Source organism: Streptomyces daliensis (genome assembly GCF_054782395.1).
The window spans coordinates 760586-773024 of record NZ_BAAGSO010000094.1 but is presented as its reverse complement, the minus strand read 5'-3'; the positions used below and the strand labels follow the sequence as shown (position 1 = coordinate 773024).

Genomic DNA, 12439 nt, shown 5'->3' with positions numbered 1-12439 from the left:
CACGGCGATGTTGGCGGTGTGGAAGGCGGGGGCGGCGTATGTGCCGGTGGATGGTGCGTTGCCGATGGAGCGGGTGGCGTATCTGCTGAGTGACAGCCGTGCGCAGGTGGTGCTGGGTACGCGGGATGCGCTGGATGATCTGCCGGCGGGTCGGGTGCGGATGATCGCGGTGGACGATCCGACGACGGTCATGCTGCTGGAGGGCTACGCGGACGCGGCTGTTGGGCTGGACATTGATCCGTCGGGGTTGGCGTATGTGATCTATACGTCGGGTTCGACGGGGGCGCCGAAGGGTGTGGCGGTCACGCACGGGTCGCTGGCCAACTACGTGTCTTCCGCGTCGTCGCGGTTGGGGTGGGCGGTTCCGGGGGCGAGGTATGCGCTGTTGCAGGCGCAGGTGACGGACCTGGGCAACACGACGGTGTTCACCAGCCTGGCCACCGGCGGTGAGTTGCATGTGCTGGATGAGGAGTCGGTGACAGACCCGGAGGCGGTCGCCAGCTACCTGTCCGAGCAGAACATCGACGCGTTGAAGGTGGTGCCGTCGCATCTGCGGGCGTTGACGTCCGTGGCGGGTATCGAGCCGCTGCTGCCCGCACGGTCGGTGGTGCTCGGCGGTGAGGCGGCACCGGCCGACTGGGTGCGGGAGCTGGTGGAGGCAGCCGCTGCCGGGGTTCGACAGGTGTTCAACCATTACGGTCCGACGGAGACGACCATCGGCGTCGCCACTGCCGAGCTGACCCCGGACGCGGTGGCTGGTGGTGTGGCGCCGGTCGGTACTCCGATCGCCAACACCCGCATGTACGTCCTGGACGACGCACTCACCCCCGTTCCTACGGGTGTCGTCGGTGAGCTGTACGTTGCCGGAGCGGGCCTGGCGCGCGGCTACGTCGGTCGCCCCGGACTGACGGGCGAACGCTTCGTGGCGTGCCCCTTCGGCCCGGGTTCCGGTGAGCGGATGTATCGCACTGGGGACCTGGCCAGGTGGAGCCGGGAGGGCCAGCTGGTGTTCGTCGGGCGTGCGGATGAGCAGGTCAAGATCCGCGGCTTCCGCATCGAGCCGGGCGAGATCGAAGCCGTCCTGCTGACCCACCTGGACGTGACCCAGGCGGCGGTCGTCGCCCGTGAGGACACCCCGAGTGACAATCGCCTGGTCGCCTACGTCGTCGCGGCGGGCGGGGGTGAGCCAGACGGTCTGCGGGAGTTCGTCGGGGCGCGGCTGCCCGACCACTTGGTCCCGGCCGCCGTCGTCTCGCTGCCGCAGTTGCCGCTGACAGCCAACGGCAAGCTCGACCGCAAAGCACTGCCCGCCCCCGAGTACGCCACCGGCACGGGGCGCGCCCCGGCGACGTCGGTGGAAGTTGCGCTGTGTGCGGCGTTCGCCGAGATTCTGGGCCTGGAGTCCGTCGGCGTCGACGACAGCTTCTTCGATCTGGGCGGGCACTCCCTGTTGGCGGTGCGGCTGGTGTCGCGAATCCGGGTCGTGCTGGGGGTGGAGGTTGAGGTCCGCACGCTCTTCGAGGCCCCGACGGTCGCCGCGTTGGCGGGCCAGTTGGCAGAGGCCGCCGGGCGGACTCGGACGCCATTGCGGGCGGGGGCCCGTCCTGGGCGGGTACCGCTGTCCTTCGCGCAGCAACGCCTCTGGTTCCTGGCCCAGCTGGAGGGCCCCAGCCCCACCTACAACATCCCCACCCCGATCCGCATGCGTGAGGTGAACGTCGACGCCTTGAGCGAAGCGCTGCGGGACATGATCGTGCGGCACGAATCGCTCCGGACGATCTTCCCGGCCAGCGACGGCGAGCCCTACCAGCGGATCCTCGACCCGGACGAGTTCTCGTGGGAGCTGGAGGTGTCGCAGGTTGCCCCCGAGCGTGTTGCGGAGGCAGTGGCCGAGGGGTCGCGGTACACGTTCGACTTGTCGGCGGAGCTGCCGATCAAGGCGTGGTTGTTCCAGGCGGGATCGGATGAGCACGTGCTGCTCGTGGTCGTGCACCACATCGCTTCCGACGGCTGGTCGCGCGGCCCCCTGACCAAGGACGTCTCTCGGGCGTATGCGGCGCGGCGACGTGGTGAGGCGCCGGTGTGGGATGCGTTGCCGGTGCAGTACGCCGACTACGCGGTGTGGCAGCGGGAGCTGCTGGGGGAGGCGTCGGATCCGGAGAGTCTGCTGTCGCGGCAGGTCGGTTACTGGCGGCAGACGCTGGCCGGTGTTCCGGAGGAGTTGGTGTTGCCGGTGGACCGGCCCCGCCCTGCGGTGACCGGTCGGGTCGGCCATGCGGTGCGGGTTCGGGTGCCTGCGGCGGTGCACGAGCGGTTGACCGGTCTTGCCCGGGCCGAGGGCGCGACGGTGTTCATGGTGGCTCAGGCGGCCCTGGCCGTGACGCTGTCCCGACTCGGAGCGGGGACGGACATCCCGATCGGGTCGCCGATCGCGGGACGGACCGATGAGGCGCTGGACGACCTGGTCGGGTTCTTCGTCAACACCCTGGTCATCCGCACCGACCTGTCCGGCGATCCGGAGTTCCGGCAGGTGCTGGGCCGGGTGCGGGAGGCGAGTCTTGGGGCGTTGGCGCACCAGGACGTACCGTTCGAGCGGCTGGTGGAGGAACTGGCGCCGGAGCGGTCGTTGGCGCGGCACCCGCTGTTCCAGGTGATGCTGACGGTGCAGAACGTCGAGCGCGCCGCGCTGGGGTTGGTCGACGCGGATGCTGAGGGTGTGCGGCTGGACAGGGCGACGGCCGTCTCGAAGTTCGACCTTGAAATGTCGTTGTCGGAGGTGGTTGACGAGGAGGGGCGTCCTGCGGGGTTGCGGGGTGCGCTGGTCGCGTCGGCGGATGTGTTCGAGGCGGAGACCGCCCAGCGGATGGCGGTGTGGTTCGGCCGTGTGCTGGAGTCGGTGACCGCGTTCCCCGGGCTGCGGCTGCGTCAGGTGGACGTGGTCGGTTCGCGCGAGCGCGATGTGGTGGTGCGGCAGTGGAATGACACGGCTGCGCCGGTGGACTCCGCGATGGTGCTGGCGTCCTTCGAACGGTGGGTGGCCGAAGCTCCCGATACCGCTGCGGTGGTGTTCGAGGGCGTGGAGCTGTCCTACAGCGATTTGGACACGGCGGCGAATCGGCTGGCGAACTGGCTTCGTGGCCGGGGCGTGGGCCGTGAGTCGGTAGTGGGGCTGCGGCTGCCCCGTGGCCCGCAGATGGTCGTGGGGATTGTCGGGGTGTGGAAGGCGGGGGCTGCGTATGTGCCGGTGGACGAGGCGCTGCCGCCCGAGCGGGTGGAGTTCATGCTCGCCGACGCCGGTGTGGGGGTCGTTGTTGGTGTGGAGGAGCTGGAGGAGTCGGCTGGCTCTTCCGGTGCGGCACCGCAGGTGGCCATCGCCCCAGCCTCGCTGGCGTATGTCATCTTCACATCGGGCTCGACGGGGACGCCGAAGGGCGTGGGCATCGCGCACAGCTCGATGGCGAACTTGATGTCCGCGTTCGTTCCGGTGATGGGCGCGAGGCCGGGTGTGGGGGTGTTGCAGTTCGCCACGTTCAGCTTCGACGCCTCCGTACTGGACGTGGTGGTGGCACTGTCCTCGGGTGCCACGTTATGGATCGCCAGCGAGGAGCAGCGTCAAGAGCCGCAGCGACTTACGGACCTGATGGGTGTCCGGACGGCTCTCATGGCGCCGCCGCTCCTGGAGGTGCTGGATCCGCAGGATCTCGCCGAGGTCGGCACGCTGCTGGTGGGCGGGGAGGCGGTCAGCGAGACGGTGGCACGCACCTGGTCGCGGGGGCGTGATCTGGTCAATGCCTACGGTCCGACCGAGGCGACGGTCATCGCGGCGGCCGGGACGGTGGACGCCGGCCGTCCGGGTGCGGTGCCGTTCGGCCACCCGATCCCCAACACCCGCCTGTACGTGCTCGACACCGGGCTTCAGCCGGCGCCGGTCGGCGTGGCCGGTGAGCTGTATATCGCCGGAGCGGGCCTGGCGCGCGGCTACGTGGGCCGCCCGCGGCTGACCAGCGAGCGCTTCGTGGCCTGCCCCTTCGGGCCGGGGTCCGGGGAGCGGATGTACCGCACCGGAGACCTGGTCAAGTGGACCCCGGACGGCGAGCTGCTCTTCGTCGGGCGCGCCGACGAGCAGGTGAAGATCCGCGGCTTCCGCATCGAACCGGGCGAGATCGAAGCGGTGCTGTCGGCACATGCCGATGTCGCACAGGCCGCCGTCGTCGTCCGCGAGGACACCCCCGGAGAGACGCGGCTCGTCGCTTACGTCGTCCCCACCGGCACCGGCACCGGCGATCTCGACAGTGACGCCCTGCGGGTCCTCGTGGCCGGGCGGCTGCCGGAGTACATGGTCCCGGCCGCGTTCGTCACGCTCCCGGAGTTGCCGCTGACGGTCAACGGCAAGCTCGACCGCAAGGCCCTCCCGGCGCCGAAGTACGCCACCGGCACAGGGCGTGCACCGGCGACGGTCCAGGAGGAGATCCTGTGCGCGGCCTTCGCCGACATCCTCGGCGTGGAGTCGGTCAGGGCCGACGACAACTTTTTCCAGCTCGGCGGCCATTCCCTCCTCGCCGTCCGGCTGATATCGCGGATCCGCGCGGTACTGGGCGTGGAGATCAGGGTCCGGGCGTTGTTCGAGGCCCCGACCGTGGCCGGACTGGCGGCCCTGCTGACGGAGGACACGGGGCAGGCCCGTACCCCGCTGCGGGCGCGGGTACGTCCGGAGCGGGTGCCGTTGTCGTTCGCCCAGCAGCGGCTCTGGTTCCTGGCCCAGCTCGAAGGCCCGAGCCCGACGTACAACATCCCGACGCCGATCCGCCTGCCCGGTGACGTGGATGCCGCGTCGCTGACGCAGGCGCTGCGGGATGTGATCGGGCGGCACGAGTCGCTGCGGACGGTGTTCCCCGCCCAGGACGGCAAGCCGTACCAGCAGATCCTCGACCCGCACGACCTGGACTGGGAGCTCCACGTCCGTCAGCTCGAACGGGACGGGATGGCGGATGCCGTGCGGGAGGCGTCGCAGTACGCGTTCGATCTGTCGAGCGAGCTGCCGATCCGGGCGTGGCTGTTCCACGCGGGTCCTGACGAGCAGCTCCTGATGGTCGTCATGCACCACATCGCCGGTGACGGATGGTCGATGGGGCCGCTGAGCCGGGATGTCGCCACGGCCTATGCCGCTCGGCGGCGCGGCCAGGTCCCGGACTGGGAGCCGCTGCCCGTGCAGTACGCCGACTACGCCCTCTGGCAGCGCGAGTTGCTGGGCGAGGAGTCCGATCCGGACAGTCTGCTGTCGCGGCAGGTCGGGTACTGGCGGCAGGCGCTGGCCGGTGCTCCGGAGGAGCTGGCGCTTCCGGGCGACCGGCCGCGGCCGACAACGGCAAGCCACCGGGGACACCGGGTGCCGGTGCGGATACCGGCTGAGGTGCATCAGCCACTGGTGGACCTCGCCCGTGCCGAGGGCGTGACGACGTTCATGGTGTTGCAGGCGGCGCTGGCGGTGACGCTCTCACGGCTGGGCGCCGGCACCGACATTCCGATCGGGTCGCCGATCGCGGGCCGTACGGACGAGGCGCTGGACGATCTGGTCGGGTTCTTCGTCAACACGCTGGTGATCCGCACCGACCTCGCCGGGGACCCCGAGTTCCGGCAGGTGCTCAGCCGGGTCCGGGAGGCGAGTCTGGGGGCATTGGCGCATCAGGACGTGCCGTTCGAGCGCCTCGTGGAGGAGTTGGCGCCGACGCGGTCGATGGCGCGGCACCCGCTGACGCAGGTCTTGTTGTCGATGCAGACCAGCGACGACGCCTCACTGGAGCCGCCGGGCATGGGCGCCGGCGCGGGCATAGCCGGCACAGGGGCGTCCGGCGAAGCGACACCGTCCTCGGCCAAGTTCGACCTGAACTTCGGATTCACGGAGGTACTCGACGGCAACGGCCGACCCGCCGGCTTGCACGGCTCGGTGACCGTGGCGGCGGATCTGTTCGACGCGCCTGCGGCGGGACGTATGGCCAAGTGGTTGGGCCAGGTGCTGGAGCAGGTGGCGGTCTCCCCCGATGTGGCTGTGTCAGCGGTGGATGTGCTGGATCCCGGGGAGCGGGACCGAGCGCTGGTGGAGTGGAACGACACCGCGTCGGATGTGGCAGGTTCGTCGGTGGTGGACCTGTTCGAGCGGCAGGTAGGTGCCGTCCCGGATGCGGTGGCGGTGGTCGCCGACGGGGAGCGGCTGACGTACGGGGAACTGGACGCGGCGGCCAACCGGCTGGCGTGCTGTCTGCGTGATGCGGGTGTCGGCCGTGAGTCGGTGGTGGGGCTGTGCCTGCCGCGTGGTGCGGGGATGGTCACGGCGATCCTGGCGGTGTGGAAGGCGGGGGCGGCGTATGTGCCGGTCGATGGCGCGTTGCCGGCCGAGCGGGTGGCGTATCTGCTGGCCGACAGCCACGCGCAGCTGCTCCTCGGCACCCAGGAGGCCCTGGCTGAACGTTCGCCCGGCCGGGTTCGGATGATCGCCCTCGACGACCCCGCGACCGTCGCCCAGCTGGAGAGCTACGCGGGCGCTTCGCCTGATGAGCCTGATGAGCCTGATGAGGTGGCGGTGGAGCCGGCGGGGTTGGCGTATGTGATCTACACCTCCGGTTCGACGGGCACGCCGAAGGGTGTGGCGGTCACGCACGGATCGCTGGCCAACTACGTGGCGTCGGTCTCCGGGCGACTCGGCTGGACCGCGGCCGGGGCGCGGTATGCGCTGTTGCAGGCGCAGGTGACGGACCTGGGCAACACGACGGTGTTCACCAGCCTGGCCACCGGCGGTGAGTTGCATGTGTTGGATGAGGAAGCGGTGACCGATCCAGAAGAGGTCGCCAGGTATGTGACCGAGCAGAACATCGACGCCTTGAAGGCCGTGCCGTCGCATCTGCGGGCATTGACGGCCGCGGTCGGTGTGGAGGCGTTGCTGCCCGCACGTTCCCTCGTGCTGGGCGGCGAGGCCGGGTCGCCCGGCTGGGTTCAGGAACTGGTGGAGACGGCCGCGGCCGGCGGCCGGCGGGTGTTCAACCACTACGGGCCGACGGAGACCACGATCGGTGTGGCCACGGCCGAACTGACGCCGAAGACGGTCGGCGGCGGGGTGGTGCCGGTCGGTACCCCGATCGCCAACACTCGCTTCTTCGTGCTGGACGAGACACTCCAGCCGGTGCCCGTCGGCGTCACGGGCGAGCTGTACGTCGCCGGCACCGGTCTGGCCCGCGGCTACCTGGGGCGTCCGTCGCAGACGGGTGAGCGGTTCGTCGCCTGCCCGTACGGTGCCGGTGGCGAGCGGATGTACCGCACCGGGGATGTGGCCAGGTGGCGTGCGGACGGGCAGTTGGTCTTCGCGGGCCGGGCGGACGAGCAGATCAAGATCCGCGGGTTCCGCATCGAGCCCGGTGAGATCGAAGCCGTCCTGTCCGCGCACCCGGAGGTGGCGCAGGCCGCGGTCATCGCGCGTGAGGACACCCCCGGCGACAAGCGCCTGGTCGCCTACGTGGTGCCCGTCGACGGCGATGAGCCGGATGGCCTGCGGGAGTTCGTCGCCCAGCGGTTGCCGGAGCACATGGTGCCGGTCGCCTGCGTCACACTGCCGGAACTGCCGCTGACCGCCAACGGCAAACTCGACCGCAAAGCGCTGCCCGCCCCCGACTACACCGCGGGAGCGACCGGCGCGGACGAGAAGAGGAACCTCGCCACGAGCCTGGAGTACGTCGTCAGCGACGTGTTCGCCGACGTCCTCGGGGTCGACGAGGTCGGCTTCGCCGACGACTTCTTCCGGCTCGGCGGCCACTCCCTGCTGGCGGTGACCCTCGTCACGCGGTTGCGGGAGAAGGGCATCTCGACCACGGTGCGGAACGTGTTCGCCGCGCCGACCGTCGCCGGCATCGTCCGCCAGCTCAACCTGGCGTCGATGAGCGACTCGCTCGGCAGGGTCCTGCCCATCCGGGCCGAGGGAGACCGGCCGCCGTTCTTCTTCGTCCATCCCGCCTCCGGTCTGAGCTGGTGCTACCGGCCGCTGGCACGCTACGTACCCGACGGCATCCCGCTGTACGGGCTACAGGCCGTCGGAATGGACGGCAGCGGCACACTGCCGAGCAGCATCGACGACATGGCGTCGGACTACGTCGAACAGATCCGGACCATCCAGCCGCACGGCCCCTACCACCTCGTGGGGTTCTCGTTCGGCGGTATTCCCGTCCACGAGGTGGCCGTTCGCCTCCAGCAGGCGGGCGAGACCGTCGCCGCGCTCGTCGTCATGGACACCTATCCGACTCAGCACAGGGGAGGCGAGGCCGTCCGGCCTCCTGAGGACGGGGGGCCCGAGGGGGCCGAGCGCGATCCTGGGGCGCAGTTGCGGGAGGAAGCGGCGCGGGTCCGAGGGGAGATCGGCGACATCATCGACGGAATCACCGAGGAGGAACTGCTCCTCATCATGAAGATCTTCCGCAACAACACCACGCTGCGAAAGCGCCACGAGGCCGGTGTCTTCCACGGCGACATGCTGGTTATCGTCGCCGAGGGCGCCCAGGACAGCGAACCGCGTGAGTCGCAACTATGGCGTTGGGAACCCCACGTTCGCGGCTCGGTGTCAGCGGTCGGCCTGCCCTGCCGGCACACCGACCTCATGCTTCCCGACATGCTGAGCCGGGCATGGGAGGCGATCGCCGCGTGGATGGAGTCGAGGAGCGCGGAATCCGGGGTGTGAGCGGAGCCCCGGGCCGCCGGGCCGGGCCCGGAGGTGCCGGTCACCTACCGGTCCCAGCGGCCCGGTCCCAGCGGCCCGCGGATCAGGCGGACAGCACCGGGGCGTGTACCGGGAGGGCCACGCGGACCGAGAGCCCGCCCTCAAGGTTGGCCGTCGCGTGCACGCTGCCGCCGTGGGCGTGGGCGATGGCGGCGACGATGGAGAGCCCGAGGCCCGCGCCTTCGGACGAACCGGTCCGGTCCGCGCGCAGCCGCCTGAACGGCACGAACAACTCGTCGACCTGCTCGTCCGGAACATGCGGGCCGGTGTTGTAGACCACGAGACCGCTGTCGGGGGACAGGTCGATCAGAACGTGCCCGCCATCGATGTTGTGCCGGATCGCGTTCTGCACCAGGTTGGCGACGAGACGGGTGAGCAGCACTTCGTCACCCGGGACGATGACGGGAAGAGCGGCGGCCGTGAGGCTGATGTTGCGGCGCTCGGCCAAGGGAAGCTGTTCGGCGATGACCTGGTCGACCGCGGTGGCGAGATCCACCGGATCCCGGGAGGTGAGCTCCTGCTCTCCCTGAGCGAGCACGAGAAGGCCCTCGATGAGCCGCTCGAAACGCTTGGTGGCGCGGAGGAGTTCTTCGCGGATCCGGGTCACCCGCTCCGGCGTCGGGTCGTTGAGGCCGATCTCGATCGCCGCCCGCTGGATGGCAAGGGGGGTGCGCAGCTCGTGGGAGGCGTTGGCGACGAAACGGCGCTGGCTCGCCACGGCGCGGTCCAGCCGGTCGAGCATGGCGTCGAAGGCGTCGGCGAGTTCCTTGAGTTCGTCCTCAGGCCCCGACAGGGCGATGCGCTCATGCAGGGTGGACAGCGACAGGCGGCGGGCGGTAGCGGTGACGCGGTGCAGCGGACGCAGCAGCCGTCCGGTGAGCCACCAGCACACCACGATGACCAGCAGCACCAGCGACCCGATGGTGATCAGGCTGACGACGAGCTGGGTGTCCGCCAGCGCCTCCTGGAGCTGCTTCTTCTCGCTCACGATGAGGGCCGATGGCTCGGACTTGGTGGGGTTCGGAAGGTACGGATGGACCGAGCACGGAGCCTCCGGAGGCCGGTAACGGCAGGGGATCTTGGCGATCGAGCCGGGCGAGACGAAGTTGTCCACCTGATCGTTGACGGCGCGCTGCTGGAGCCGTTGCGTGACGATCAGCACTCCCAGGGTGATGATCGTGAACATGCCGCTGTAGAGCACCGTCATCCGGGCCCGGAGCGAGCCACCGAACGCCGAGGGGATGCGCCGCACGAGCCGTACCAGCCCCATGACCTGCACCCGCTTCCTGCGACGGTGACGACGATGGCGGGGTCGCCGACATCCATTGACGCAGATGCCCTGTACGGAGGGGGTTAACGCCCTCGCTCACAGCGATGCCGACGACGTCCCCGGAAGCCAGCCGCGGATCTTGAGGTCACGTCGCCGTATAGGCTGGCGGAATGCTCCCCGAAGTCACCGCCACCCGCTATGTCACGCCCTTGCGGGAGGGCGGTTCGCTCCCCGGGATCGTCGAGGCCGACGACCTGGGTACGTACGTCATGAAGTTCACCGGCGCGGGCCAGGGCCGCAAGACGCTGGTCGCCGAGGTCATCTGCGGCACGCTCGCCCAGCGGCTGGGGCTGCGCGTGCCCGACCTCGTACGGATGCAGCTCGACCCGGTCATCGGCAAGGCCGAGCCCGACGAGGAGGTCCAGGAGCTGCTGAAGGCGAGCGGCGGCCTCAACCTGGGCATGGACTTCCTCCCCGGGGCGCTCGGTTTTGACCCGCTCGCCTACGAGGTGGGCCCGCGCGAGGCCGGAGAGGTCGTCTGGTTCGACGCGCTCGTCAACAACGTGGACCGCTCCTGGCGCAATCCGAACATGCTCGTCTGGCACGGCGACCTGTGGCTCATCGACCACGGCGCCACCATGATCTGGCACCACAACTGGCCGACGGCCGCGGCCTCGGCGGCGAAGCCCTACGACGCCTCCGACCACGCACTCGCGCCCTTCGGCCCCGACCTCGCCTCGGCCGCCGAGCGGCTCGCCCCCCTCGTCACGGAGGACCTGCTCGCACGGTGCGCGGCGGACGTGCCCGACGAGTGGCTGGAGGGGGAGCCTGGGTTCGACAGCACGGACGCGGTACGCGGCGCGTACACCGAGGTGCTGGCGGCCCGCGCCCGTACGATCCACGAACGCGTCACCCTGGGCGAACCCACACGGGACCGGCCCTCGCAGGCCCCCGGCTGGCTCACCGGACGCCTGGCTCCGCGCCGCGAGGCAGGCGAGGTCAAGTGAACGGCACGACACGGGACACCGCATCCGACATGACACCTGACACGGCAGCCGAGACCGCGACCGCGCCCGACGCGGCCCCCGTGGCGCGCGAGGTCTTCGAGTACGCGCTGCTGCGCGTCGTCCCGCGCGTGGAGCGCGGCGAGCTGATCAACGCGGGGGTGGTCGTCTACTGCCGTGCCCGCTCCTTCGTCGCGGCCCGCACCCATCTGGACGAGGACCGGCTGCGCGCCCTCGACCCGCGCGCCGACCTCGCGGGGGTGCGCGCCGCGCTGCGTGCCGTCGAGTGCGTCTGCGCGGGCGGCGACGACGCGGGCCAGGCGGCGGGCGACGACGCGGGCAGGCGTTTCCGCTGGCTCGTGGCCCCCCGCAGCACGGTCGTCCAGCCAGGACCGGTGCACACGGGGCTGACGGCCGACCCCGCGGCGGAGACCGAGCGGCTGCTGGAGCTGCTGGTGCGCTGAGCGGTGCCGGGACGCCGCCGGAGCAGCGCCGGAGCGGCGCCGTGGCGCATCCGGGTGGTGCGCTGGATCTCACCCGCGCTGGCAACCGTTGACAGAGCGTGGCCAGCCTCATAGCGTCACGTGAGCCGTAGGTACTAAGCGGTTGCTCACCACATCCAGGGCGAGGAGAGAACCAGCATGTCCACCACCGAGCAGCGTGTGGCGATCGTGACGGGCGCGGCCCGCGGTATCGGCGCGGCCACCGCCGTGCGCCTGGCGGCCGAGGGCCGCGCCGTCGCCGTCCTCGATCTCGACGAGGCGGCCTGCAAGGACACCGTTGACAAGATCACTTCCAGTGGCGGCAAGGCGGTCGCCATCGGCTGCGACGTCTCCGACTCCGGCCAGGTCGAGGCCGCCGTCGCGCGCGTCGTCGAGGAGCTGGGCGCGCCGACCGTCCTCGTCAACAACGCCGGTGTCCTCCGCGACAACCTGCTGTTCAAGATGAGCGACGCCGACTGGGACACGGTCATGAACGTGCACCTGCGCGGCGCCTTCCTGATGTCGCGCGCCTGCCAGAAGCACATGGTCGACGCGGGCTGGGGCCGGGTCGTCAACCTCTCCTCGTCCTCGGCGCTCGGCAACCGCGGCCAGGTCAACTACGCGGCGGCCAAGGCCGGCATGCAGGGCTTCACCAAGACCCTCGCCAAGGAGCTGGGCAAGTTCGGCATCACCGCCAACGCCGTCGCCCCCGGCTTCATCGTCACCGACATGACCGCCGCGACCGCCGAGCGCGTCGGCATGGGCTTCGAGGACTTCCAGGCCGCGGCGGCCACGCAGATCCCCGTCCAGCGCGTCGGCAGGCCCGAGGACATCGCCAACGCCATCGCCTTCTTCACCGGCGAGGAGGCGGGCTTCGTCTCCGGGCAGGTCATGTACGTGGCCGGTGGCCCGCTCAACTGACCATAGG

General features: G+C 70.5%; 5 protein-coding genes. 4 read left to right on the top strand and 1 reads right to left on the bottom strand.

Annotated features, from left to right (window positions below; genetic code table 11):
* The first annotated feature begins 7 nt into the window (after positions 1-7).
* Positions 8-8716, top strand: coding sequence for a non-ribosomal peptide synthetase (locus ACYVOO_RS25925; protein WP_461018094.1), 8709 nt, complete (start codon positions 8-10; stop codon positions 8714-8716).
* Positions 8717-8798: 82 nt separating this feature from the next.
* On the opposite strand, the gene ACYVOO_RS25920 is transcribed toward ACYVOO_RS25925, so the two are convergent.
* Entirely contained in the window at positions 8799-10025 is a 1227-nt protein-coding gene (locus tag ACYVOO_RS25920) for a sensor histidine kinase (protein ID WP_461018093.1), read from the bottom strand.
* 170 nt (positions 10026-10195) lie between these two features.
* Between ACYVOO_RS25920 and ACYVOO_RS25915 the strand changes: the two genes are divergently transcribed.
* From ACYVOO_RS25915 to fabG, 3 genes are all read left to right on the top strand, one after another.
* The gene (locus ACYVOO_RS25915) at positions 10196-11032 is read left to right on the top strand and encodes a HipA family kinase (protein WP_461018092.1); all 837 of its coding nucleotides are present in this window, start codon (positions 10196-10198) and stop codon (positions 11030-11032) included.
* 29 nt (positions 11033-11061) lie between these two features.
* Entirely contained in the window at positions 11062-11493 is a 432-nt protein-coding gene (locus tag ACYVOO_RS25910) for a DUF3037 domain-containing protein (protein ID WP_461018091.1), read from the top strand.
* A 177-nt stretch (positions 11494-11670) separates the two neighbouring features.
* Entirely contained in the window at positions 11671-12432 is a 762-nt protein-coding gene (gene fabG, locus ACYVOO_RS25905; RefSeq protein WP_453347491.1) for a 3-oxoacyl-ACP reductase FabG, read from the top strand.
* The last annotated feature ends 7 nt before the right edge of the window (positions 12433-12439 follow it).

What these genes read in the sequence shown, in the direction of transcription:
- ACYVOO_RS25925 (WP_461018094.1), top strand. Translation starts at nt 8, where the DNA reads ATGTTGGCGGTGTGGAAGGCGGGGGCGGCGTATGTGCCGGTGGATGGT.
- ACYVOO_RS25920 (WP_461018093.1), bottom strand. Translation starts at nt 10,025, where the DNA reads ATGGGGCTGGTACGGCTCGTGCGGCGCATCCCCTCGGCGTTCGGTGGC.
- ACYVOO_RS25915 (WP_461018092.1), top strand. Translation starts at nt 10,196, where the DNA reads ATGCTCCCCGAAGTCACCGCCACCCGCTATGTCACGCCCTTGCGGGAG.
- ACYVOO_RS25910 (WP_461018091.1), top strand. Translation starts at nt 11,062, where the DNA reads ATGACACCTGACACGGCAGCCGAGACCGCGACCGCGCCCGACGCGGCC.
- fabG (WP_453347491.1), top strand. Translation starts at nt 11,671, where the DNA reads ATGTCCACCACCGAGCAGCGTGTGGCGATCGTGACGGGCGCGGCCCGC.